At 64.9% G+C, this 24,019-nt stretch carries 17 protein-coding genes; 10 read left to right on the top strand and 7 right to left on the bottom strand.

Features of this window, described 5'->3' with window-relative positions:
* The first annotated feature begins 66 nt into the window (after nucleotides 1-66).
* The 5 genes from GGD67_RS15245 (at nucleotide 67) to GGD67_RS15225 (ending at nucleotide 4,876) form a co-directional block, all read left to right on the top strand.
* Nucleotides 67-747 (top strand): hypothetical protein, encoded by a 681-nt coding sequence (locus tag GGD67_RS15245; protein WP_179734010.1) that lies wholly within the window; start codon nucleotides 67-69, stop codon nucleotides 745-747.
* A 134-nt stretch (nucleotides 748-881) separates the two neighbouring features.
* On the top strand, nucleotides 882-1,661 hold the full coding sequence (locus GGD67_RS15240) for an enoyl-CoA hydratase (RefSeq protein WP_018315727.1): 780 nt from the start codon (nucleotides 882-884) through the stop codon (nucleotides 1,659-1,661).
* Between the two features lie 188 nt (nucleotides 1,662-1,849).
* Nucleotides 1,850-3,280, top strand: coding sequence for a TolC family outer membrane protein (locus GGD67_RS15235; RefSeq protein ID WP_179734008.1), 1,431 nt, complete (start codon nucleotides 1,850-1,852; stop codon nucleotides 3,278-3,280).
* 24 nt (nucleotides 3,281-3,304) lie between these two features.
* Nucleotides 3,305-3,862 (top strand): AAA family ATPase, encoded by a 558-nt coding sequence (locus GGD67_RS15230; RefSeq protein ID WP_179734006.1) that lies wholly within the window; start codon nucleotides 3,305-3,307, stop codon nucleotides 3,860-3,862.
* 51 nt (nucleotides 3,863-3,913) lie between these two features.
* Nucleotides 3,914-4,876, top strand: coding sequence for an amidohydrolase family protein (locus tag GGD67_RS15225; RefSeq protein ID WP_179734004.1), 963 nt, complete (start codon nucleotides 3,914-3,916; stop codon nucleotides 4,874-4,876).
* A gap of 3 nt (nucleotides 4,877-4,879) precedes the next feature.
* Here GGD67_RS15225 and GGD67_RS15220 read toward each other — a convergent pair whose 3' ends face one another.
* From GGD67_RS15220 to GGD67_RS15210, 3 genes are all read right to left on the bottom strand, one after another.
* The gene (locus GGD67_RS15220) at nucleotides 4,880-7,996 is read right to left on the bottom strand and encodes an efflux RND transporter permease subunit (RefSeq protein ID WP_179734002.1); all 3,117 of its coding nucleotides are present in this window, start codon (nucleotides 7,994-7,996) and stop codon (nucleotides 4,880-4,882) included.
* Between the two features lie 38 nt (nucleotides 7,997-8,034).
* Nucleotides 8,035-9,279, bottom strand: a complete 1,245-nt coding sequence (locus tag GGD67_RS15215) for an efflux RND transporter periplasmic adaptor subunit (protein WP_018315722.1) — start codon at nucleotides 9,277-9,279, stop codon at nucleotides 8,035-8,037.
* A 145-nt stretch (nucleotides 9,280-9,424) separates the two neighbouring features.
* Entirely contained in the window at nucleotides 9,425-10,825 is a 1,401-nt protein-coding gene (locus tag GGD67_RS15210) for a CoA transferase (RefSeq protein WP_179734000.1), read from the bottom strand.
* 53 nt (nucleotides 10,826-10,878) lie between these two features.
* Between GGD67_RS15210 and GGD67_RS15205 the strand changes: the two genes are divergently transcribed.
* Together GGD67_RS15205 and GGD67_RS15200 are read left to right on the top strand one after the other, a co-directional pair.
* On the top strand, nucleotides 10,879-11,166 hold the full coding sequence (locus tag GGD67_RS15205) for a hypothetical protein (protein WP_028146977.1): 288 nt from the start codon (nucleotides 10,879-10,881) through the stop codon (nucleotides 11,164-11,166).
* A 242-nt stretch (nucleotides 11,167-11,408) separates the two neighbouring features.
* Entirely contained in the window at nucleotides 11,409-12,179 is a 771-nt protein-coding gene (locus GGD67_RS15200) for an SDR family NAD(P)-dependent oxidoreductase (RefSeq protein WP_179733998.1), read from the top strand.
* A 329-nt stretch (nucleotides 12,180-12,508) separates the two neighbouring features.
* On the opposite strand, the gene GGD67_RS15195 is transcribed toward GGD67_RS15200, so the two are convergent.
* Genes GGD67_RS15195 through GGD67_RS15185 form a run of 3 tightly spaced genes read right to left on the bottom strand, consistent with a single transcriptional unit; the run spans nucleotide 12,509 to nucleotide 18,160 of the window.
* Complete coding sequence (locus GGD67_RS15195; RefSeq protein ID WP_179733996.1) at nucleotides 12,509-15,883, bottom strand: error-prone DNA polymerase; 3,375 nt, start codon at nucleotides 15,881-15,883, stop codon at nucleotides 12,509-12,511.
* Nucleotides 15,880-17,475, bottom strand: coding sequence for a DNA polymerase Y family protein (locus GGD67_RS15190; RefSeq protein ID WP_018315717.1), 1,596 nt, complete (start codon nucleotides 17,473-17,475; stop codon nucleotides 15,880-15,882). Before GGD67_RS15190 ends, GGD67_RS15195 begins: the two co-directional genes overlap by 4 nt.
* Nucleotides 17,372-18,160 carry an ImuA family protein gene (locus GGD67_RS15185; RefSeq protein ID WP_179733994.1) on the bottom strand — a complete coding sequence of 263 codons (789 nt, stop codon included), beginning with the start codon at nucleotides 18,158-18,160 and terminating at the stop codon, nucleotides 17,372-17,374. The genes GGD67_RS15190 and GGD67_RS15185 overlap by 104 nt, the downstream gene beginning before the upstream one ends.
* 163 nt (nucleotides 18,161-18,323) lie before the next feature.
* Here GGD67_RS15185 and GGD67_RS15180 point away from each other — a divergent pair, with 163 nt between their 5' ends.
* The 3 genes from GGD67_RS15180 (at nucleotide 18,324) to GGD67_RS15170 (ending at nucleotide 22,728) form a co-directional block, all read left to right on the top strand.
* The gene (locus GGD67_RS15180) at nucleotides 18,324-19,559 is read left to right on the top strand and encodes a putative DNA modification/repair radical SAM protein (protein WP_179733992.1); all 1,236 of its coding nucleotides are present in this window, start codon (nucleotides 18,324-18,326) and stop codon (nucleotides 19,557-19,559) included.
* The gene (locus tag GGD67_RS15175) at nucleotides 19,559-21,001 is read left to right on the top strand and encodes a UdgX family uracil-DNA binding protein (RefSeq protein WP_179733990.1); all 1,443 of its coding nucleotides are present in this window, start codon (nucleotides 19,559-19,561) and stop codon (nucleotides 20,999-21,001) included. The genes GGD67_RS15180 and GGD67_RS15175 overlap by 1 nt, the downstream gene beginning before the upstream one ends.
* A gap of 98 nt (nucleotides 21,002-21,099) precedes the next feature.
* Nucleotides 21,100-22,728 (top strand): inorganic phosphate transporter, encoded by a 1,629-nt coding sequence (locus GGD67_RS15170; protein ID WP_179733988.1) that lies wholly within the window; start codon nucleotides 21,100-21,102, stop codon nucleotides 22,726-22,728.
* Nucleotides 22,729-22,801: 73 nt separating this feature from the next.
* On the opposite strand, the gene GGD67_RS15165 is transcribed toward GGD67_RS15170, so the two are convergent.
* On the bottom strand, nucleotides 22,802-23,974 hold the full coding sequence (locus tag GGD67_RS15165) for a M20 aminoacylase family protein (RefSeq protein ID WP_179733986.1): 1,173 nt from the start codon (nucleotides 23,972-23,974) through the stop codon (nucleotides 22,802-22,804).
* Nucleotides 23,975-24,019 lie beyond the last annotated feature (45 nt).

The raw sequence follows: 24,019 nt of genomic DNA, 5'->3' as shown, positions 1-24,019 counted from the left end.
CGCTGTCGTCACGCCCCGGGGTCTCTGTTCGTTTCCGGGACGGGCGGAATTGGGGAGATCATCACCATGATGAAAGCCAGCGGGCGCGCGGCCCTGATCGTTCTGGCCGGCCTATTGTTGCTGTTCGGAGGCCTTGCACAGGCGGCCCCAAGCTCAACCACAAGCAATTCGGACAGCGCGGGCAAGCAGGCCGACGCGGCCAAGCCGAGCAAGCACCGGCGCCATGAGTCACGCCGCACCACCACCAGCGGCAAGACAGCACAGAAATCCGACGACAAGACCGCCGCTCCGGCCCAGGCCGACGAGGCCAAGTCTGACAACAAGGCGGCCGACAACACGGCCGATGGTAGCGTCCCGGCCTCGAGCCAGATGCCGCCGGCGGTCGCCAACGCCAATGCGCAGGTCGCCACCACCGACACCCCGACTGCGGCAGCGGCCTCGGCGATGACGGACCGCGCCAACACCAATGTCCAGGCAGCGGCCGATAATACCAATGCTGCGAGCGCCGAGAGCCAGGTCGTCGCGCCCGATCAGCTCAACGACATCGACCGCGCTGCGCAACAGGACAACCCGCCGGCGCAGAAGGCGGTGATTGCCGCAACCGAGGCCCAGCCCCGGCCGGCACCGGTGATGGCAAGCGCCCAGCAAAGCTCTGCCTGGGACCAGAGCTCCCTGATCGGCAAGATCTTCATCGGCGTCGGCACGCTGCTGACGCTGGCGTCCGCCGCGCGCATGTTCATGGCGTGATTGCGGGCCCGATCCTGGCCTGAGAAACCTCCCCGGAACGCGCATCTCGCTGCGTGTTCCGGCGGCCGTTAGCCCCTTGAAGCTCACCGCGCCAGCGGGCACATTGCCTGCCCAATCAAAAGCGTGGGTGGAGCATGAGCACGTTCGAACACATCATCGTCGAAGGCAAAGGCGCGGTCGGCATCATCAAGCTGAATCGGCCGAAGCTGCTCAACGCGCTTTCCTTCGGCGTCTTCCGCGAGATCGCAGCTGCCGTCGACGATCTCGAGGCCGATGACGCCATCGGCTGCATCGTCGTGACCGGCAGCGAGAAGGCCTTTGCCGCCGGCGCCGACATCAAGGAGATGCAGCCGAAAGGCTTCATCGACATGTTCTCCGAGGATTTCGCCGCGATCGGCGGCGACCGGATCGCGCGGTGCCGCAAGCCGACGATTGCCGCGGTTGCCGGTTATGCGCTCGGCGGCGGCTGCGAGCTCGCCATGATGTGCGATTTCATCATCGCCGCCGACACCGCAAAGTTCGGCCAGCCCGAGATCACGCTCGGCACCATTCCCGGCATCGGCGGGACCCAGCGCCTGACACGCGCGATCGGCAAGTCCAAGGCGATGGACCTCTGCCTCACCGGCCGCATGATGGATGCGGCGGAAGCCGAGCGAAGCGGGCTCGTCAGCCGCATCGTGCCCGCTGACAAGCTGATGGACGAAGTGATGGCGGCGGCCGAGAAGATCGCCGCGATGTCGCGCCCTGCGGCCGCGATGGCCAAGGAAGCCGTGAACCGCGCCTTCGAGACCACGCTCGCCGAGGGCATGAGCGTCGAGCGCAACCTGTTCCACTCGACCTTCGCGCTGGAGGACCGCTCCGAGGGCATGGCGGCGTTCATCGAGAAGCGCAAGCCGGTGAACAAGAACCGGTAACGTCAGGGAACGGGTCAGGCTGGTGTAAGGCTCGGCCGCGTTCCCGTGAAACCCTGTGACGAAGCTGCAACAAGCACGGATTTCATGGGGGTTTCGCCCGCGGCAGTTTGCCTGCGGGACCTCGGCTGGTTAAACAGTTAAGAGGCCACCGTCGGCGGGGGCGGACAGCCGAGGTTAAGCGGGAATACATGATTGGGCGTACCGCCAGAGCTGGTCGCGAGTTGACGCGGCATCGATCGGGCGTGGGTCCTGTACTTGCGACATGGACCACGCTGGCGCTGTGTTGCGCCCTGCCCTCCGTCGCCTGGGCCGAAGCCCTGCCGGAGGCGCTCGCCAAGGCCTACCAGACCAATCCGCAGCTCAATGCCGAACGTGCGCGACAACGCGCCACGGACGAGAACGTGCCGCAGGCCCTCGCCGGTTACCGGCCGCAGATCGTGGCGAGCCTCAGCGCCGGCCTGCAATCGGTGCGCAATCTGCTGCCCGACAACACGATCCAGACCGGCAATTTGAAGCCATGGATCATCGGCGTCACCGTGACGCAGACCCTGTTCAACGGCTTCCGCACCGCCAACAACGTGCGGGCCGCCGAGCTCCAGGTGCAGTCGGGCCGCGAGGCGCTGCGCAATGTCGGCCAGGGCGTGCTGCTCGATGCGGTCACCGCCTACACCAATGTGCTCGCCAACCAGTCGCTGGTCGAAGCGCAGCGTTCCAACGTCGCCTTCCTGCGCGAGACGCTCTCGGTCACCCAGCGCCGTCTCAACGCCGGCGATGTCACGCCGACCGACAGCGCGCAGGCCGAAGCGCGCCTCAACCGCGGCCTTGCCGATCTCAACGCCGCCGAGGTCGCGCTTGCCGTCAGCCAGGCGACCTATGCGCAAGTGATCGGCAATGCACCATCGCAGCTTCGCCCCGCCGAGGCCGTCGATCGCTATCTGCCGAAGAGCCGCGAAGACGCCATGACGATGGCAATCCGCCAGCACCCGGCGGTGATGGCCGCCAGCTTCGACGTCGATGTCGCCTCCACCAACATCCGCATCGCCGAAGGCTCATTGCTGCCGAGCGCCACCATCCAGGGCAGCGCCAGCAAGAGCCGCAACAACGACCCGACCCTCGGCACCTTCGCCGAGGACCAGGCCTCGATCGTCGCCAATGTCACCGCGCCGATCTACGACGGCGGCCAGGCCGCCGCGCAGACCCGGCAGGCCAAGGAGATCACGGCGCAGAGCCGGCTCGTGCTCGACCAGGTCCGCAACCAGGCACGCACGGCGGCGGTGAGCGCATGGGTCGCCAATGAAGGCGCCAAGATCACCGTGTCGGCCTCGGAATCCGAAGTGAAGGCCGCGACCGTCGCGCTCCAGGGCGTGCAGCGCGAGGCCGCCGGCGGACAGCGCACCACGGTGGACGTGCTGAACTCGCAGGCCGATCTGATCCAGGCCAAGGCCCGCCTGATCGGCGCCAACCGCGACCGCGTCATCGCCTCCTACACGCTGCTCAGCGCTATCGGCCATCTCGACGTTAAGACGCTCAGCCTGAACACGCCGGATTATCTGCCCGAGGTTCACTACCACCAGGTCCGCGACGCCTGGCACGGGCTGCGCACGCCGTCGGGGCAGTAGTTTCAATCCATCGGGCCGGTGCCCATGAAAAGCCGCCGCATCCATCTGACGGGCGCTTCGGGCTCCGGCGTGACGACGCTCGGCCGGGCGCTCGCCGGCCGGCTTGCGCTGCCGCATCACGATAGCGACGACTATTTCTGGCTGCCGACCGCGCCGCCCTATCAGACGACGCGCTCCGTCGCCGACCGCCTGCGCCTGATGCGCGAGATGTTTCTGCCGCGTCTCGATTGGGTGCTGAGCGGATCCGTCACCGGCTGGGGTGAGGAGCTCGCTTCGTACTTCGATCTCGTCGTCTTCGTGACCGCGCCGCGCGAGATCCGGATGAAGCGATTGCGCGCCCGCGAGGCCGCCCATTTCGGCGCTGACGCCGTCGCGCCGGGCGGCTGGCGCCATGACGAGACCGAAGACTTCGTCGAATGGGCCTCTCATTACGAAGCGGGGGATCGCGAAGGTCGCAGTCTCACCAAGCATGAAGCATGGCTCGCGGGCCTGCCCTGCTCGGTCGTGCGCGTGGACGGCTCACGTCTGCTTGCGGACATTGTCGAGCAGCTATGCAACGAAGCGCAGCTTCGATCCGGCTGATGTGGTACCGTCCCGACACACTGCCAAATAAAACAACCAGGGAGAGAAACCGTGCTCAATCGACGCAGCGTCCTGCTTGCCTCCCTCGCCGCCGGAGTAGCCATGACCAACAGAGCCCACGCCCGCGCGGCGCAGCCTGCGACGCCGGTCAATTTCGACGTCCCCGCGCGTGCCTGCGACTGCCACACTCATATTCATGGCGACGTCGAGAAGTTTCCGTTCTTCGCCGGGCGCGTCTACACGCCCGAGCCGGCAAGTCCTGAAGAAATGGCTGCACTGCACAAGGCGCTGCATATCGAGCGCGTGGTGATCGTCACCCCCAGCGTCTACGGCACCGACAATTCGTCGACCTTGTTCGGCATGAAGGCACGTGGCGCCAATGCGCGCGGCGTCGCCGTGATCGACGACAAGACGACCGAGGCACAGCTCGATGCGATGCAGGCGGACGGTTTCCGCGGCATGCGCCTCAATCTCGCAACCGGCGGCGTCAACGACCCCAATGTCGGCAGGTCACGCTTCACCACCGCCATCGAGCGCATGAAGGCGCGTGGCTGGCACGTGCAGCTCTACACCACGCTTCCTATGATCTCGGCGATCAAGGACCTCGTCGAGACGGCGCCGGCACCTGTCGTGTTCGACCATTTCGGCGGGCTGGAAGCTTCGCTCGGCCTGGAGCAGCCGGGGTTCTCCGATCTCGCTGCGCTGGTGAAGTCCGGCAAGGCCTATGTGAAGATCTCCGGCGCCTATCGCTCGTCCAAGCTCGCGCCGGATTATCAGGACATGGTGCCGTTCGCGCAGGCGCTGATCGCGGCCAACCCGGATCGCGTCGTCTGGGGCACCGACTGGCCGCATCCGGATTCGAGCCGTGTCGAGGGACGCAAAGCCACGGACATCGCGCCGCTCTATCAGATCGACGACGGCCGCCTGCTCAACCAGCTTCCGGTGTGGGCACCGGATGCCGACGTGCGCAAGAAGATCCTGGTCGACAACCCGGCACGACTCTACGGATTTTGACGGTCAGCGCGCGCGGCGCGAGAAGAACGAGATCAGGACCGGCAAGGTCACGAGGATCACGACCGGCGCCAGCATCATGCCGGTGACGACGACGACCGCGAGCGGCTTCTGCACCTGCGAGCCGATGCCCTCGGACAGCGCTGCCGGCAGCAGCCCGACGCCGGCGACGACGCAGGTCATCAGCACCGGCCGGAGCTGCAACTCACCGGTGCGCACCACCGCGCTCGCGCGGTCCATGCCCTCTTCGATGAGCTGGTTGAACTGCGACAGAATGATGATGCCGTCCATCACGGCGATGCCGAACAGCGCGATGAACCCGATCGCTGCGGAGACGCTGAACGCAGTGCCGGTAATCAACAGGCCCAGCACGCCGCCGAAGATCGCCATCGGGATCACGCTCATCGCGAGCAGCGTGTCGGTCATCGAGCCGAAATTGAACCAGAGCAGCACGCCGATCAGCGCCAGCGAGATCGGCACCACGATCGACAACCGCCGGATCGCGTCCTGGAGATTGCCGAACTCGCCGACCCAATCCATGTGCGAGCCCGGCGGCAGCTGCACCTGCTCGGCAATCTTCTGCTGCGCCTCGCGGATCGCACTGCCGAGGTCGCGCTCGCGCACCGAGAACTTGATCGGCAGATAGCGTTCCTGCTGCTCGCGATAGATGTAGGCCGCGCCCGAGACGAGGCTGATGGTGGCGACCTCGCTCAGGGGAATCTGCGTGACGGTGCCGTTCGGCCCGGGTGCGCCGATCCGCAAATTCTGGATCGCCTCGGCACTGCGGCGGTATTCCGGCGCGAGGCGGACGATGATCGGGAAGTGACGATCGGAGCCGGACTCGTAGAGATCGCCCGCCGTGTCGCCGCCGATCGCGACCTTGATCGTGGCGTTGATGTCGCCCGGCGCAAGGCCGTAGCGCGCGGCCTTGGCGCGGTCGATGTCGATCTGGACGGTCGGCTGCCCGAGCGAGGTGAACACCGCAAGGTCGGTGACGCCCTGCACCGTGGCCAGCACCGACTTGATCTTGTTGGCGGTGTCGGTGAGCGCCTGAAGGTCGCTGCCGAACAGCTTGATCGAGTTCTCGCCCTTCACGCCGGACACGGCCTCGGAGACGTTGTCCTGGAGATATTGCGAGAAGTTGAACTCGACGCCCGGGAAGCGATCGTCGAGCTGCTTGAGCAATTGCGCGGTCAGCTCTTCCTTGTCGCGGGTGCCGGGCCACTGGCTGATCGGCTTGAGCGGCGCGAAGAACTCGGCATTGAAGAAGCCGGCGGCGTCCGTGCCGTCGTCGGGACGGCCGTGCTGCGACACGACGGACTCGACCTCGGGCCGGGCGCGGATCACCTTGCGCATCTCGTTGACGTAGCTGTTGCCTTCCTGCAGCGAGATGGTCGGCGGCAGCGTGGCGCGAATCCAGAGATTGCCCTCTTCCAGCTTCGGCAGGAATTCGAGGCCGAGCAGCCGGCTGAGCGCCACCGTCATCAGCACGAGGCCGACCGCACCGCCGAGCACGATGTTGCGGTTGGCGACCGCCCATCGCAGCAACGGCGAGTACAACCGGTGCAGGATCCGCATCACCCTGGTCTCGGTTTCCTCGACATGCGCGGGCAGGATGATCGCGGACAGCGCCGGCGTGACGGTGAAGGTCGCAAGCAGCCCGCCGGCCAGCGCATAGGCGTAGGTGCGGGCCATCGGCCCGAAGATGTTGCCCTCGACACCGGACAGCGTGAACAGCGGCAGGAAGGCCGCGATGATGATCGCCGCGGCGAAGAAGATCGAGCGCGAGACGTCGGCGGCCGCGCTGAGGATGGCGTGGCTCTTCATGCCGAACAGCGTCTCATGGGACATATGCTCGGTCTCGGACATCGGCGTCGTCTGGGTCAGACGGCGGAAGATCGCCTCCACCATGATGACGGTGGCATCGACGATCAGGCCGAAATCGATCGCGCCGACCGAGAGCAAATTGGCCGATTCCCCGCGCAGCACCAGGATGATGACGGCGAAGAACAGCGCGAACGGAATGGTGGCGCCGACGATCAGCGCGCTGCGCAGATCGCCGAGGAACATCCACTGCAGCAGCACGATCAAGAGAATGCCGACCACCATATTGTGCAGCACGGTGTGGGTGGTGAGCTCGATCAGATCGCCGCGGTCGTAGATGCGCTCGATGCGCACGCCGGGCGGCAGGATGCTGGAATTGTTGATCTGCTGAACGAGCTGATGGACCCGCTTGATGGTCGGCGAGCTCTGCTCGCCGCGGCGCATCAGGACGATGCCCTGCACGATGTCGTCGGACTCGTCGAGTCCGGCAATGCCGAGGCGCGGCTTCTGACCGACGGTGACGGTGGCGACGTCCTTGACCAGCACCGGATTGCCGCCGGTCTGCGCCACCATGGTATTGGCGAGATCGTCGATCGAGCGGATCAGGCCGACGCCGCGCACCACGGCCGATTGCTGGCCGATATTCACGGTGTTGCCGCCGACATTGACGTTGGAATTGCCGACCGCCTGGAGCAATTGCGGCAGCGTCAGACCGTTGGCGACCAGCTTGTTGAAGTCGACCTGGAGCTCATAGGTCTTGCTCTTGCCGCCCCACCCCGTGACGTCGATGACCCCCGGCACGGCGCGGAAGCGGCGCTGCAGGATCCAGTCCTGGATGGTCTTGAGATCGAGCACGCTGTAGTTCGGCGGACCCACGAGACGGTAGCGGAAGATCTCGCCGATCGGGCTGAGCGGCGAGATCTGCGGCTGCACGTTGCCCGGCAGCGGCGCCAGCTGCGCCAGGCGGTTCAGCACCTGCTGCAACGCCTCTTCGTAAGTATAGGCGAAGGAGAATTGGATTTTGACGTCGGAGAGACCATAGAGCGAGATGGTGCGGATGGTCGTGATGTTCTTCAGGCCTGCGACCTGGGTCTCGATCGGGATCGTGATATAGCGCTCGATCTCCTCCGCCGACAGCCCCGGGCTCTGCGTCACGATGTCGACCATCGGCGGGGTCGGATCGGGATAGGCCTCGATGTTGAGCTGGTTGAAGGCGATGACGCCGCCGATCAGCACGGCGACGAACATCCCGACCATCAGGAAGCGCCGGTTGACGGCAAGGGCGACGAGACGATCCATTCAAGCTTCAGTTTGTCTGCAATTTTTTGGGTCGTCGATCAGCTGCCGGACGCCGCGCGGTCGATGAACAGGCTGCCCTTGGTGACGATCTGCTCGCCAGGTTTCAGGTTGCTGGTGACCTCGACGAGGTTGCCGTTGATGAGGCCGATCTTGATCTGGCGCAGCTCGACCGACTTGTCCTCGCGCGCGACCCAGATGCGGACCTTGTCGGCCTCGTAGATCAACGCCTGCTTCGGCACCGCGGGCGCTGCGCGATCGCCGGCCGAATAGATCGTGACGTTGGCGAACATCTCGGGCTTGAGCAGCCCGTCCTTGTTGTCGATGGTGGCGCGAACCTGCAGGCGGCGGGTGTTGGGGTCGATCGCGGCAGCGACGTAATTGATCTTGGCGGTCAGGGGGCGGCCCGGCAGCGCCATCACGTTGACCGTGATGTCCTGCCCGATGCAGATCGCGGCCGCATCGCTCTCGCGCACGAAGGCGGTGAGCCAGACCGTGGAGAGATCGCCGACCACGAAGACCGGATCGCTGGCGCCGGAATTGACGTACTGGCCCGGGCCGATCTTGCGCTGCACGACCGTGCCGGCGATCGGCGAATAGATCGTGACTTCCCGATTGATCACGCCCTTGTCCTGGAACGCCTTGATGGTCTCGTCGGTGAAGCCGAGGATGCGCAGCTTGTTGCGCGCGGCTTCCAGCGCAGTCTCCGACGAGCGCATGTCGTTGCGCGCCTGAACCTGGGTCGCTTCGGCCTGCTGATAATCCTTCAGCGGAATGGCATGGCCCTCATAGAGGTCCTTGGCGCGCTTGAACTGGATGTCGGAGAGCTCGAGCGCCGACTTCGCCTTGTTCTGCGAGGTCATCGCCGCGATAAAATCGTTCTGGGCCTGCACGGTGTCGGCGGCCTCGATCGTGAACAGCGGTTGGCCCTGCTTCAGCATCTCACCCGGCTTGGCCAGCAGCTTGGTGACGCGGCCGGCATAGGGCGAGAACACCGGTGTCGAGCGGTCCTCGTCGACGGCGACCTTGCCTTCGGTGACATATTCGGCGCGGAAGGCCTTGGCCTTGACCGGCTCGATCGTCAGCGTCGCCCATTCCGACGGCGTCGGCGTGAAATTCTGCGCATTCTTGCGCGACTGGCTGGAGATCTCGGAGTGCTTCTTTTCTTTGGCGCCGACGTAGCGAAAGCCGTAGGCCCCAACGCCGGCAAGAGCTAGTAAAACTACGGATGTGACCACCCGTTGTTTTGTAAACACCTGCAATCGCTTGGTATTTTCAACTACCATGGAGCCCGGTCGTGTCTGCGACGATCTCGGCAGATGCCTGCCTTATCGGTTGCGCTAATAGTGCCGAATTGCAATTCCAAACAACCTAAAAAACGCTGCGCGCCTTTCGGTTTGCGTTAAAATTTCGCGACATGTCAGCTTCACGTCAGCTTCGCGCCGGCCACTGTGCCGGATGACTGCCGAGCGGCATTGCCGGGCGGCTCCATTGCGCCGGCGTCTTCGACAGCATCGCCGCATGGCGCACCGCCTTCAACATGCCGAAGCCAGATGGCATGTTCTCGATGAACGCAGTATGTACGGCTTCGCCCGTAAGATCCGGGGTGTTCAGTCCGCCATCGAGCCGGCCGAGATCCCAAAGCCAGCGCCCGGTCTGCGCCAGCGACACCCGCACGTGCCAGCTGCCGCCTTCGCGCGCCTGACGCGCCTTGGCCATCATCGCACCGAACGCCATCAGATAGCCGGTGGCGTGATCGAGCATCTGTGCCGGCAATTCCTTGGGACCATCGAGACCGGCAGCACGTCCCTCGGCATGATTGAATCCGGTCGTGGTCTGCACGAGGGAATCGAAGCCGCGCCGCTCGGCCCAGGGGCTGGCGTGGCCATAGGCCGACAGCGTCACATAGACGATGCCGGGATTGATCTGCGCTGCATCCTCGGGAGCGAAGCCGAGGGCGGCGAGCGCGCGCGGGCGATAGCCCTGCGAGAAGATGTCAGCGTTCCGCAACAGTTCGCGCATTTGCGCCCTGCCCGTCTCGCCCTTCAACTCGACGAACGTGGTGAGCTTGCCGCGGCCGGTGTCGATGGTGAGCCAGGGAATGGAGAGCAGCTCCGGCCCTGACACCAGCAGAACGTCCGCACCATGCGCAGCGAGCGTGCGGCCGGCGACGGGCCCCGCGATGACGCGGGAGAGATCGAGCACGCGCAGGCCCGCAAGCGGACGATCGCCTTTTGGCCACGGCTTTGGCGGGGCCTCGCCGATCTTCTCGATCGAGAGCAGCGGCAACCCGGCGAGCGCGCGCGCCTGCGGCAGAGCCGACCATTCGTCGTAGCTCCGCATCAGAGCGACCACGCCGCCCGCGGCGTAAGCCGCAGTCTCGAAATCCTCGCCCTTCCATTGCATCAGCGCGGCCTGCACCTTGTCGCGCTCCGCCTCGCAGCCGAGCACCTTGCAGACGGCGTCGCGGTGATGCGGGAAATTGGTGTGGCAGCGGACGAAGCGGCCATCGCCGGTCCTGTAGACGCCGGCGATCGCGTCCCAGGCCGGCGGTGGCGGCTTGTCGTCGAGGCGCAGATAGCGCTCGGAGCGACATTCGGCGACGGCGTGGCGCATGTCGACGGAGACGTTTTGGGTTTCGCCGCTGCGTTGTCTCCATATCTCGGCCGCTGCAAGGCCCGCCGCAGCAATCGTGGTTTGGCCGGCAACAGCAACACGAAAGGAGGATGGAATCTGCGGCTCCTCTCCGGTCAAGCGCACACGTTCGAGCGCGGACGCATCGCCGCCGGCGGAGGTCCAGATATCCCTGAGAATGTCGGCGGGGCTTTGCATGACCCTTCTCTCCCTTTAGCTTTCAACATCCTATTAGCATATAAGGACATGCAATGGCCGCCATCGATCCTCTCACCGCAGGTGCCGTGTTCATCGCAACGGCGGCCACAGACGCGGTCTATGTGATGTTCACCTCGGCTGTAATCGCGCGCAAGCGCATGTCAGCTGCGAACTGGAGCGCGGTCTGGTACATGCTCTCCTCCTACGCCGTGATCAGCTACACCGAAAACGCGTTCTATGTCGCTTTCGCGGCGATCGGCTCCTGGGCCGGCGCCTACGCCTCGCTGACCTTCCTGCACCGCCCGCCCGGCGGCCCGCCGGTCGGCGCTGCGCCGGAGTGAGGACGTAAAGTGGTGGCATGTCCTCCAATGCTAATCCCGTCATCCTGAGGTGCGAGGCTTGCGATGCATCGCGTCGCAAGTCGAGCCTCGAAGGATGCACGGCCGAGGTGGCAGCCGGGCTGTCGCTCTTCGAGGCCTCCGCTACGCTCCGGCACCTCAGGGTGACGGTCGAACAATGGGATTTGCGGCGATGCCGCGCACGCGACTACACTCTCCACGACCAACAAAAAGGAAACCCAACAATGGATCTCGGTCTCAAAGGCAAGAACGCCATCGTGCTCGGTGGCACGCGCGGCATCGGGCGGGCGATTGCGGAGACGCTCGCCGGGGAAGGCACCAATGTCGCGGTGTGCGCGCGCAATGCCGATCAGGTCGCGACCACCGTTGCCGAGCTGAAGGCGAAGGGCGTCAACGCCACCGGCGGCCCGGTCGACGTGACCGACGGCGCGGCGCTGAAATCCTGGATCGAAGGTGCCGCAAAAGAGCTCGGCGGCATCGACATGCTGTTCTCCAATGCCGGCGCGATGGCGCAGGGCCACGATGCAGCATCCTGGCAGCAGAATTTCCAGCTCGACCTGCTCGGCGCCGTGCATGCCTTCGATGCCGCGCGGCCGTTCCTCGAAACGAGCGGCGAGAAGAGCGGCGACGCCGCCTTCGTCATCATCTCCTCGATCTCGGCGGCGCAGGCGGACACGGCCAGCTCCTACGGCCCGATCAAGGCGGCGCTGATCCACATGGCCAAGGGACTGGCGCGGCAATATGCGAAGAAGAAGATTCGCGTGAATGTGGTGTCGCCCGGCACCGTCTATTTCAAGGGCGGCGTCTGGGAGGTGGTCGAGAAGAACATGCCCGAGCGTTACAACGACGCGATGAAGCGCAATCCGACCGGCCGGATGGCAACGCCGCAGGAAATCGCGAGCGCCGCGGTGTTTCTGGCAAGCCCGGTGTCGGGGTTCACGACGGGGTCGAATCTCGTCGTGGACGGCGCGATCTCGAACCGGGTGAATTTCTAGAAGGGCGCACTGTCATCGCCCGACTTGATCGGGCGATCCAGTATTCCTGAGACGGCGCGGCTAGAGCCGAGAAGCCGCGGCGTACTGGATACCCCGCTTTCGCGGGGTATGACGGCTGAGCGTGGGGCACGCTACTTCAACAGATTCGTCATTGCGAGCGTGAAACTCGTAGGCTGGGCAAAGCGAGTTGTCCGCCGTAGCTCGAAGAGCGAAGGCGGAAGCGTGCCCACGTCTTCGCGACGAGCCGCAATAAGGAGGTGGGCACGGCGCTTAGGCGCGCCTTTGCCCACCCTACGGCAGCCGTACGTGGCAGCACTCCGCGCCACCCCTCAATGAAAATCCCGCGATGGCGGCAGGATGCGGACGTTGCGGGGGTGGCGGATTTTCTGCGCCGGCATGTCCGCGAGGGCGCGAGAGTCTTCGTTAAGCGGCTCGACCACGGTGGCACCTGCCGGCACCGGATGCTTGCGGCTCAGGGCGTCGTTGGCGAGGCCGACCAGATCGTGCGAGCGATCGATCATGCGCTGGGCGATGAGATGCGTCACCTTCTCGGGGCTGCTCTGGATATAGCCTTCGACCAGGATGAGGCGCGCGCCCATCACCTCTTTCCGGTACTGCTCCATGATCTTGGGCCACACCACGACATTGGCGATGCCGGTTTCGTCCTCCAGCGTCATGAACACGACGCCGCTGGCGCTGCCCGGCCGTTGCCGCACCAGCACCACGCCGGCGCAGCGGACGCGCCGGCGCTCGTTCTCGTGGCTGACATCCTTGCAGGCGACGACGCGCTCGCGCGAAAACATCTCGCGCAAGAATTCCATCGGGTGCCCCTTCAGCGATAGCCGGATGGTCTGGTAGTCCGCGACCACCTGCTCGGAACGCGGCATCACCGGCAGCGGTTGCGCGTGCTCGTCCGGCTGCTCGCGCGCGGTCGCCGCCTCGAACAGCGGCAGCGGCACGTCGTCGGGCAGCCGCCGCACCTGCCACAGCGCCTCGCGACGGTCGAGCCCGAGCGAGCGAAACGCGTCGGCATCGGCCAGCAGGATCAGCGCGCGCTTGGGTAGGCCGGTGTCGCGGGCGAAATCCTCCAGCGAGGTGAAGGGGCGGCGGTTGCGGGCGGCGATGATGCGGTCGGCCCAGTCCTCCTGAGTGACGTAGACTTTGCCTTGCCGCTTCGCCTGCTCCTTCTTGAGGACCTCCTCATCGGGATCGAGCCAATGGAAGCCGTCGATCTGGCGAAAGCCAAGGCGGACGGCACAATACCTGCCGTCAGTATTCTCCAGCGTGTTCTGCGCAAAACTATAGGACACGTCGATATCGCGCACCTCGACGCCGTTCTTGCGGGCATCGCTGACGATCTGTGCCGGCGCATAAAAGCCCATCGGCTGCGAGTTCAGGAGGCCACAGCAGAAGGCGTCGGGGTGATGATATTTCAGCCATGACGAGATGTAGACCAGCTGGGCGAAGCTCGCGGCGTGGCTCTCCGGGAAGCCGTAGGAGCCAAAGCCCTTGATCTGGTCAAAGCAGCTTCTGGCAAAGTTGGCATCGTAGCCGCGCGCGACCATATTGCCGATCAGCTTCTCCTCGTATTGGCCAATGGTGCCGACATTGCGGAAGGTCGCCATCGAGCGGCGCAGGCCGTTGGCTTCCTCGGACGTGAATTTTGCCGCCTCGATCGCGATGCGCATGGCCTGCTCCTGGAACAGAGGCACACCCTTCGTCTTGTGCAGCACCTTGTAGAGCTCGTCCGCGGGGCCATGCTCGGGCGATGGCGAGGGATAGGTCACTTTCTCAAGCCCGTTCCGCCGCCGCAAATACGGATGTACCATGTCGCCCTGGATCGGACCCGGGCGCACGATGGCAACTTCGATGACGAGATCGTAGAAGGTCCGCGGCTTCAGGCGCGGCAGCATGTTCATCTGGGCGCGGCTCTCGACCTGGAACACGCCGAGCGATTCCCCGTCACACAGCATGTCGTAAACCTTGGGGTCGTCCTGTGGAACGCTCGCCAGCACAAAACGCTCGCCTTTGTGGTCTGCGATCAGATCAAAACATTTCCGGATGCAGGTCAGCATGCCCAGCGCGAGCACGTCGACCTTCATCATGTTGAGCGCGTCGACGTCGTCCTTGTCCCATTCGATGAAGGTGCGGTCGTCCATCGCCGCGTTGCCGATCGGGACATAGGTGTCGAGCCGGTCCTGGGTCAGCACATAGCCGCCGACGTGCTGGGACAGATGGCGGGGGAATTCGATCAGCTCGGTCGCAAGCTCGACAGCAAGGTTGATCATGGGATTTTGTGGATCGAGCCCGGCCTGCCTGACCTGCATGTCGTTGAGACCCTTGCCCCAGCTGCCCCAGACGGTGTCGGCGAGCGCGGCAGTGACGTCCTCGGTCAGGCCCAGCGCCTTGCCGACGTCGCGGATGGCGCTGCGCGGGCGATAGTGGATGACCGTTGCGATGATCGCGGCACGATGGCGGCCGTAGCGGCGATAGACATATTGCATCACCTCCTCGCGCCGCGAATGCTCGAAATCGACGTCGATGTCGGGCGGCTCCAGCCGCTCCTTGGAGATGAAGCGCTCGAACAGCAAATCGACCTTGGTCGGATCGACCGAGGTGATGCCAAGCACGTAGCACACCGCCGAATTCGCCGCCGATCCCCGACCTTGGCACAGAATGTTCTGGCTGCGCGCGTAGTGCACGATGTCGTGCACGGTGAGGAAATAATGTGCGTATTTCAGCTCGGCGATCAGCGCGAGCTCTTTGTTCAACGTCGCGCGCAGCTTGTCGTCGATCTTACCTCCAAAATATTTATCGACGCCCGCCCAGGTCAAATCCTCCAGATGCCCTTGCGCGGTCTTGCCCGGCGGCACCGGCTCGTCCGGATACTGGTATTTGAGCTGGTCGAGCGAGAAGTCGATCTTCCCCGCAAAACGCATGGTCTCCGCGATCGCCTCGGGGATATCGCGGAACAGCCGCGCCATCTCCCTGGGCGTCTTCAGAAACCGCTCGGCATTGGCTTCCAGCTTCCGTCCGACTGCCTCGATCGTGGTCTTTTCCCGGATGCAGGTCAGCACGTCCTGAAGCGGACGGCGACCGGGATCGTGATAAAGCACCTCGTTGGTCGCGAGCAGCGGCACTTTTGCTTCGGCGGCGAGGTCATCGAGCCGTGCCAGGCGGCGCCGGTCGTCGCCGCGATAGATCAAGCTCGCGGCCAGCCACACGCCTTCGGCGCGGCTCGCCTTTAGCTTTGCAAGCACATCCAGCGCCTGCGCCGGCTCGAAGCGATACGGCAACGTCAGGACCAGGAGCTGGCCTTCCGAAAATTCCAGGAGATCGGCGAAGGTGAGACGGCACTCGCCCTTCTCGATCCGCGTGATGTCGTCGCCGCGCTTGCCTTTGGTCAGGAGCTGGCACAGCCGGCCATAGGCGGCGCGGTCGCGCGGGTAGACAAAAATGTCGGGCGTGCCGTCGATGAAGACGATGCGCGCACCGATCAGCAGTTTCGGCTTGTGCAACACCTTGTCATTGTCGAGCTCATTCCAGGCCCGCACCACGCCGGCGAGCGTGTTGTGGTCGGCGATTCCGATCGCGGGAATGCCGAGCTTGCTCGCCTGATGCACATAGGCACGCGGATCCGAGCCGCCGCGCAGAAAGGAGAAGTTCGTGGTGATGCCGATCTCGGCATAGGCTGGCGTATTCATGCGAAAAGACCGTGCACATACCAGCCGGGAGAAGCAGGCTCACCGTCGCCGTCGAACACCTCCCCCTCGTAAAGTCCGTCGCGAAAAATCCAGAAGCGCAGGCCCTCGGCGTCCTCGATGCGAAAGTAATCCCGCGTCAGCTGCTTGCCGTCCTGCCGCCACCATTCCATCGCGATACGCTCGGGTCCTTCCACCCGCACCACGGCATGCAGCGCGCGGCGCCAGGTGAACTGATGCGGCGGACCATCCGGCACGGCCGCGAACGGCACCTTGATCGGCTCCGGCTTGTCGAACAGCCTTAAGGGACGCAGCGGCGGCTCGCTTTCGGTCCGTGCCGGCCATTCGGCCTGCATGGCGGCGGCGAGATGATGCTGCGCCGGCGCGGCCATCACAGCGCATTCGGGGATATGGGTATCCTCAGGCAGGTGCACGACGACGCGCTTTCCGCCGATGCGCGCGGCGATGCGGTCGATCAGCGCGGCAAGCTCGTCATTGTCGTGGACATGGGCGTCGAGATCGCGCTGCTCCTGCACCACGATCTCGGTCCGGCTCGCCGACAGCCGAACCATGTCGAAGCCGAAACCGGGATCCAGCGGATCGGCGAGCGCGTCGAGGCGCTCGCGAAACAGCCGGTCGATCACCGCGCTTCGCGTCACCGGACGTCCGGTCTCGACCATGATCGCGCGCACCACGCCGTCGGTGCGGAAGAACGCGGCTTCCAGCCGGCGCGCGCCCTTGCCCTGCTTCTCCATCGACGCGATCAGCGTATCGGCGAGCCGCGACAGCGTCATTGCGATCATGGTGTCGGTCGCGATCGGCTCGGCGAAACGCTTCTCCACGATGTAATCAGGCAGCGGTTTGCGCGGGTTGATCGGCGCATCGCCCTGCCCCAGCGCATGCGCGAGCAGCGTGGAGAACCGCGCCCCGAACCGCGCCGTAATCTCGCTCGGCGAGCGCGCGGCGACATCACCGATGGTCTTGAGGCCGGCGCGGCGCAGACCGGTGGTGATGGCTTCGTCCGCACCGAGCGCGGACACCGGAAACCGGCTGATCGCCCTCGCCTCTTCGCCATCGGCAACGATGGTGCCCGTGGCCTGCCGCGTCAGCGTGCGCGCGCAGACCGAGGTGCCGGCGATTGCCGCGCTGACGGCAAAGCCTTGTCGGCCGAGCGCCCGAACCAGCGCTTGCAGCAACGCAGCCTCGCCGCCGAACAGATGCGCACAGCCGGTGATGTCGAGGAACAGCCCATGCGGCGGGTCGAGCGCGACCAGCGGCGTGAAGCGGTCGCACCAATCGGCGATGTCGCTAAGCGTCTTCGCATCGGCCGCGACATCGGCATCGAACACTTTCAGGTCCGGGCACATCGCCCGCGCATTGGCCAGCGGCTGACCGATGTACAGGCCGAGGCGCTCGGCAGCCTCGTCCAGCGCATGGATCACCAGCGCATTGTTGTCCTTGATGACGACGATGCTCGGCTCATTATTGGTTTTACCCAGCCCGGCGCTGTTGAAGAAACGCTGGATCCGGTCGATGGGCAGGCGCGGCAGCCACAGGCTGAGAATACGTCGACGGTTCACTGAACTGGCACTCATCACAATTCCATTCCATGATCCACCGGCCGCAGGGGCCATGACGATTACGCAAGAGTTCGGCATCGAAGCGCGGCGCGCCCCATGCGTCCCACACCGATCCCGGCGGCGAATGCGCCGCGCGCAGCATCCACCGTGTCTCCGCGGTCGAAGGCAGCGGCTGCGCCGCCATCCGCAGCATCAGGCCGGTGACGCCGGAGCCTTGCGCGGCCAGCGTCAGCTTGCGGCTCGCCACGAGATCGAACTGCCTGGTCTCGCCCCAGAACTCGAGCACGACGGCGCCGAGCGCATCGCAAGCGAGCGCATCGGCCGAGGTACGCAGCGCGCTCTCGACATCGGCGGCGCGCACCATCACCACGCGGCGCGGATCGAGGCCGAGCTCGGCGAGCCCGCTCATCGACAGCGCGCCTGCCTCTATCTCCAAGAAATCCTGCCGTACCCACAGCAACGGCCGCTGCGCCGAGACGCGCCCGGCAAGCCCCATGACGAAGCCGGTCGCGGCCGTCCCCTGCCGTCCCTCACAAAACACCTCGTGGATCGCCGCGCGCGCGAGCCCGCCCTTCAGCGCGTTGTCGGCTTCGCTATGACCGAGTGCGATGCGATCGTGCGGATGCACGACCGTCGCCGTCTCGATACGCTCGATCTGGCCGCGCAAGGTCGCAAGCGCGCTTTGACGTGCGCCGCTCATGCTCGCCGCTCCTTCAGAGGTGATTGCCGATGGCTCTCAAAAAGAGAACCAGCGGCTGGCTCATTTGTTCATGATATGTTCTAATATAAAGCTAACGGCGCGTAGAGAGTCAATCGAATTGGCGCGCAAGCGGATTCATGAGCTGAATCAAAGGGATTCCAAGATGGACGTACAACGCAAGCTGGAAATCCTGGCTGACGCCGCCAAATACGACGCGTCCTGCGCCTCCAGCGGCACCGAGAAGCGGGATTCCAGCGACGGCAAGGGCATGGGTTCGACCGCGCCCGGCATGGGCATCTGCCATTCCTACGCGCCGGATGGACGCTGCATCTCGCTGCTCAAGGTGCTGCTGACCAACGCCTGCAATTACGATTGCCTCTATTGCGTCAACCGCGCCTCCTCGAACGTGCCGCGCGCCCGCTTCACCGTCGACGAATTGGTCAAGCTCACGCTCGACTTCTACCGTCGCAACTACATCGAGGGCCTGTTTCTCTCCTCCGGCATCATCCGCAGCCCCGACTACACTATGGAGCAGGTGGTGAGCGTCGCGCGAAAGCTGCGCGAGGAGCATCACTTCCGCGGCTATATTCATCTCAAGACCATTCCCGAGGCCGACGATGCGCTGATCGCGGAAGCCGGCAAATATGCCGATCGTCTCTCCATCAACATCGAGATGCCCGAGGAGACGAGCCTGCAGCAATTCGCGCCGGAGAAGGACGTGCGCGCGATCCGCCGTACCATGGGCCGGCTGCGGCTGAAGCTCGACGAGGCCGAGGAAGGCCGCAGTGCGAAGACCAGGGCGAAGCCGCAGCGCTTCGCGCCGGCGGGCCAAAGCACGCAGATGATCGTCGGCGCTGATGCTGCCTCCGACCACACCATTCTCCACACCAGCGCCAATCTCTACGGCGCCTACCGCCTGCGGCGCGTCTACTACTCCGCCTTCAGCCCGATCCCCGACGCCAGCCGCGCCTTGCCTCTGGTGCAGCCGCCGCTGCTGCGCGAGCACCGGCTCTACCAGGCCGACTGGCTGATGCGGTTCTACGGTTTCGACGTTGCGGAGATCGTCGACGACAGCGCGATGCTGCCGCTCGACATCGATCCAAAACTCGCCTGGGCGCTGCGCCATCGCGACCGCTTCCCGCTCGACGTCAACCGCGCCAGCCGCGAGGAGCTGCTGCGCGTGCCGGGCTTCGGCACCAAAACGGTCGAGCGCATCATTACGACGCGGCGCACCACCACGATCCGTCTCTCCGATCTCGCGCGGCTGCACGTGCCCAAGCACAAGGCCCTGCCATTCATCGTCCTCAGCGATCACCGCCCCTCGCCGCATCGTCTCGATGCCGCCGGGCTGATCGAGCGCTTCAAGCCGAAAGCAACTCAATTGGGATTTGGCTTCTGATGCAGTACATCACCCTCGACAACGAAACCGATTTCGACGGCTGGCGCAAAGCCGCGCGCAGCCTCGTGCTTCATCATGTGCAGCCCACCGATGTCACCTGGACCGTGCGGGGCGGCGAAGCCGATTTGTTCGCGCCGCAAGCGCCGTCTCCGATCCTCGAGGTGAACGACGGCACCTTCAATGTCTCCGCAAAATTTGTCGAACTCGCCCAGGCTGCAATCCTGCACCGCGATATCAAGCGCTTTGCGATCCTCTATCGCCTACTGTTTCGGCTGAAGGACAACCACGACCTCATCGAGGTCGCGACCGACCCTGACGTCGCGCAAGTCACGGCGATGGCGCGAGCGGTCCATCGCGACGAGCACAAGATGCACGCCTTCGTCCGCTTCCGCGAGGTCGGACGCGAGCGCGCAGCGCATTACGTCGCCTGGTTCGAGCCGGAGCATCACATCGTCGAGCTTGCAGCCCCATTCTTCGCAAAACGCTTTGCCGACATGCCCTGGTCGATCCTAACGCCGGACCTCTGCGCACATTGGGACGGCCACGCGCTCGCGTTCACGCCGGGCGTCAGCAAGAGCGAAGCGCCGGGCGAAGACCGGCTGGAGGAAACCTGGCGACGCTATTACGCCAGCATCTTCAATCCAGCCCGGCTCAAGGTGAAGGCGATGCAGGCCGAGATGCCGAAGAAATATTGGAGGAACCTGCCCGAGGCTTCGATCATTAAGCCCTTGATCGAGGACGCCGAACGCATGACCGGCGCCATGATCGCCAATGCCGCAACCGAGCCGCACAAGCCTCAGAAGCGGCCGGAGGCTCCGATGAAACGCAAGCCAGCTGCCAACGATCTCGAAGCGCTCCGCGAGGAAGCCGCGCATTGCCGCGCCTGCCATCTCTACAAGGACGCGACCCAGACCGTGTTCGGCGAAGGCCCTAAGTCGGCAAACATCATGCTGGTCGGCGAGCAGCCCGGCGACAAGGAAGATCTCGCCGGCCATCCGTTCGTCGGTCCGGCCGGCCAGATGCTCGACCGTGCGCTGGAGGAGGCCGGTGTCGATCGCAAGAAGGTCTATGTCACCAATGCGGTGAAGCACTTCAAATTCGTGCCGCGCGGAAAGATCCGCCTGCATCAGAAGCCGAATACGCCGGAGATCCGGGCCTGCCGGCAATGGTATGAGCGGGAAGTCTTGGCAATTCAGCCTGATCTAATCGTGGCGATGGGTGCCACCGCCGCGCAAAGCGTGTTCGGCAAGATCACCCCCATCGGCAAGACCCGCGGCCGGCTCATCGACCTTCCCGACGGACGCAAAGCGCTGGTGACGGTGCACCCGTCCTATCTGCTGCGGCTGCCCGATCCGGAAGCCAAGGTGCGGGAATATCAGCGCTTTGTCGACGATTTGAAGATCGCTGCCGGCTTGCAGAAGAGAGCCGCGCGGGCCGCCTAAATACTGGCAGGAAAACGGTTTTCAACCGCCGCTTGTCATCCAGCCTTCAAATCCATCGCGGACAATACCCTTACTTCAAAGTTAAGGGGCGTCCAGACATGACCGATGTAGCATTCGACCGCGCGGTAGCCGATCCCGCGCCGATCCAGCCGGCCTCGCGGCCAAATCTCGACAAGGGCTTCAATCCGCTGACGATGATCCTGTTCTTCGGCATCCTCGCCGCGGGCCTGCTGTTCGTCGCCTACAGCATCTATGTCGACGTCAACGCGACCGGCGCGCGCGTGACGAGCTACCTGCCCTACATCCTGTTGTTCGTCGCGCTGCTGATCGCGCTCGGCTTCGAATTCGTCAACGGCTTCCACGACACCGCCAATGCGGTGGCGACCGTGATCTACACCCATTCGCTGCCGGCCGAAGTCGCGGTGATGTGGTCGGGCTTCTTCAACTTCCTCGGCGTGCTCATGTCCTCCGGCGCGGTCGCCTTCGGCATCGTCTCGCTGCTGCCGGTCGAGCTGATCCTGCAGGTCGGCTCCAGCGCCGGCTTCGCGATGGTGTTCGCGTTGCTGATCGCCGCGATCCTGTGGAATCTCGGCACCTGGTTCTTCGGCCTGCCCGCCTCCTCGTCGCACACGCTGATCGGCTCGATCATCGGCGTCGGCGTCGCCAACGCCGTCATGCGCGGCCGCGACGGCACCTCGGGCGTGGACTGGACCAAGGCGACCGAGATCGGCTACGCGCTGCTGCTGTCGCCGCTGTTCGGCTTCATCTGCGCCGCGACGCTGCTGCTGCTGCTCAAGTTCGTCGTGCGCAATCCGGCCCTGTATGCCGCGCCCGAGGGCAACAAGGCGCCGCCGCTCTGGATCCGCGGCCTCTTGATCGCGACCTGCACCGGCGTCAGCTTCGCGCACGGCTCGAACGACGGTCAGAAGGGCATGGGCCTGATCATGCTGATCCTGATCGGCACCGTGCCGACCGCCTACGCGCTCAACCGCGCGCTGCCGGAATCCCAGGTCGCCCAGTTCCAGAAGGTCTCGGATGCTGCTTCCAAGGTGATCGCGGCCAAGGGTGCCGGTCACTCGATCATCGGCGATCCCCGTCCTGCGGTGACGCAGTACATCACCTCGCACCACATCAGCGAAGGCACCTACCCCTCGCTGTCGGTGCTGGTGAAGGATGTCGGCGACCAGGTCGCGAAATACGGCTCGCTCAACAAGGTGCCGGCGGAAGTGGTCGGCAACACCCGTAACGACATGTACCTGACCTCGGAAGCGATCCGCTTCCTGATGAAGGACAAGGAAAACGACCTCAACAAGGAAGAGGTCGCGACCTTGAACGCCTACAAGGGCGGGCTCGACAGCGCCACGAAGTTCATCCCGACCTGGGTGAAGGTCGCCGTCGCCATCGCTCTCGGCCTCGGCACCATGATCGGCTGGAAGCGCATCGTCATCACGGTCGGCGAGAAGATCGGCAAGAGCCATCTGACCTACGCGCAAGGCGCCTCGGCCGAGCTGGTGGCCGCCGCTACGATCGGCGCCGCCGACGTGTTCGGCCTGCCGGTCTCCACCACCCACGTGCTGTCGTCCGGCGTCGCCGGCACCATGGCCGCGAACGGCTCGGGCCTGCAAATGGCGACCATCCGCAATCTGCTGATGGCCTGGGTGTTGACGCTGCCCTGCGCGATCATGCTGTCGGCCACGCTCTACGTGATCTTCTCGCGGATCTTCTGAGCAATCACGCTCCTCAAAGACAAAGGGCCCGTGCGATGCACGGGCCCTTTTCATTTGCGCTTGAAGCTCGGCGTTACGACGCCGCGAGCGATTCCTCGACCAGCTTGACCCAGTAGGACGTGCCGAACACGATCGCCTCGTCGTTGAAATTGTAGGCGGGGTGATGCAGGCCGGCGCTGTCGCCGTTGCCGCAGAAGATGAAGGCGCCGGGGCGTGCTTCCAGCATATAGGCGAAATCCTCGCCGCCCATCAGCGGCGGCATCTCGTGCACGTTGGCATCGCCGGCAACCTGCTTTGCAATGCGCCGCGCCACCTCGGTCTCCGCGGCGTGATTGTTCACGACGGGATAGTTGCGCTGGTAGCGCAGGTCGATCTTCGCGCCGGTGATCTGCGCGACGCCCGCCACCACCTCATGCACGCGCTTCTCGACCAGCTTGCGCACCTCGGGCGAGAGCGTGCGGATGGTGCCCTTCAGCGTCGCGGTCTGCGGAATGACGTTGCGGGCGTTGCCGGCGTGGAATTCGCAGATCGAGATCACCGCCGATTCCAGCGGATCGACGCTGCGCGCGACGATCGACTGCAGCGCGGTGATCACCTGCGCGCCGACCAGGACGGAATCGATGCATTTGTGCGGACGCGCGGCATGACCGCCGAGGCCCTCGATCATGATATCGACCTCGTCGGTCGCCGCCATGATCGGGCCCGGCCGGATCGCGAACGAGCCGATCGGAATACCGGGGCAATTGTGCATGCCGTAGACCTGCTCGATGCCGAAGCGCTCCATCAGGCCGTCCTTGACCATGGCCGCGCCACCGGCGCCGCCCTCCTCGGCGGGCTGGAAGATCACGACCGCATCGCCGGCGAAATTGCGGGTTTCGGCGAGGTAGCGGGCGGCCCCGAGCAGCATCGCGGTGTGGCCGTCATGGCCGCAGGCGTGCATCTTGCCCGGGGTCTTGGAGGCGTAAGGCAGGTTGGTCTGCTCCTCGACCGGCAGCGCATCCATGTCGGCGCGCAGGCCGATGGTCTTGAGCCCCTCGCCAGCCGGCTTGTTGCCCTTGATCACGCCGACCACGCCGGTCTGGCCGAGCCCGGTGACGACCTCGTCGCAACCGAACTCGCGCAACCGGTCCGCGACGAATGCTGCAGTGCGATGAACATCGTACAGCAGCTCGGGATGCTCGTGGATGTCCCGGCGCCAGGCCTGAATATCGGGTTGAAGGTCGGCGACGCGGTTCACGATGGGCATGGAGGGTCTCAAGCTTTGTTGAAAATGCAGGATTGTCTACCATGC

This window comes from Bradyrhizobium sp. IAR9 (assembly GCF_013408065.1).
GTDB lineage: Bacteria > Pseudomonadota > Alphaproteobacteria > Rhizobiales > Xanthobacteraceae > Bradyrhizobium.
The sequence above is the reverse complement of the archived record's forward strand: the minus strand, read 5'-3'. Positions and strand labels throughout refer to the sequence as shown.

Excerpts from the sequence above, each read along its gene's own strand:
- GGD67_RS15245 (WP_179734010.1), top strand. The coding sequence starts at position 67 with ATGATGAAAGCCAGCGGGCGCGCGGCCCTGATCGTTCTGGCCGGCCTA.
- GGD67_RS15240 (WP_018315727.1), top strand. The coding sequence starts at position 882 with ATGAGCACGTTCGAACACATCATCGTCGAAGGCAAAGGCGCGGTCGGC.
- GGD67_RS15235 (WP_179734008.1), top strand. The coding sequence starts at position 1,850 with ATGATTGGGCGTACCGCCAGAGCTGGTCGCGAGTTGACGCGGCATCGA.
- GGD67_RS15230 (WP_179734006.1), top strand. The coding sequence starts at position 3,305 with ATGAAAAGCCGCCGCATCCATCTGACGGGCGCTTCGGGCTCCGGCGTG.
- GGD67_RS15220 (WP_179734002.1), bottom strand. The coding sequence starts at position 7,996 with ATGGATCGTCTCGTCGCCCTTGCCGTCAACCGGCGCTTCCTGATGGTC.
- GGD67_RS15215 (WP_018315722.1), bottom strand. The coding sequence starts at position 9,279 with ATGGTAGTTGAAAATACCAAGCGATTGCAGGTGTTTACAAAACAACGG.
- GGD67_RS15210 (WP_179734000.1), bottom strand. The coding sequence starts at position 10,825 with ATGCAAAGCCCCGCCGACATTCTCAGGGATATCTGGACCTCCGCCGGC.
- GGD67_RS15205 (WP_028146977.1), top strand. The coding sequence starts at position 10,879 with ATGGCCGCCATCGATCCTCTCACCGCAGGTGCCGTGTTCATCGCAACG.
- GGD67_RS15200 (WP_179733998.1), top strand. The coding sequence starts at position 11,409 with ATGGATCTCGGTCTCAAAGGCAAGAACGCCATCGTGCTCGGTGGCACG.
- GGD67_RS15195 (WP_179733996.1), bottom strand. The coding sequence starts at position 15,883 with ATGAATACGCCAGCCTATGCCGAGATCGGCATCACCACGAACTTCTCC.
- GGD67_RS15190 (WP_018315717.1), bottom strand. The coding sequence starts at position 17,475 with ATGAGTGCCAGTTCAGTGAACCGTCGACGTATTCTCAGCCTGTGGCTG.
- GGD67_RS15185 (WP_179733994.1), bottom strand. The coding sequence starts at position 18,160 with ATGAGCGGCGCACGTCAAAGCGCGCTTGCGACCTTGCGCGGCCAGATC.
- GGD67_RS15180 (WP_179733992.1), top strand. The coding sequence starts at position 18,324 with ATGGACGTACAACGCAAGCTGGAAATCCTGGCTGACGCCGCCAAATAC.
- GGD67_RS15175 (WP_179733990.1), top strand. The coding sequence starts at position 19,559 with ATGCAGTACATCACCCTCGACAACGAAACCGATTTCGACGGCTGGCGC.
- GGD67_RS15170 (WP_179733988.1), top strand. The coding sequence starts at position 21,100 with ATGACCGATGTAGCATTCGACCGCGCGGTAGCCGATCCCGCGCCGATC.
- GGD67_RS15165 (WP_179733986.1), bottom strand. The coding sequence starts at position 23,974 with ATGCCCATCGTGAACCGCGTCGCCGACCTTCAACCCGATATTCAGGCC.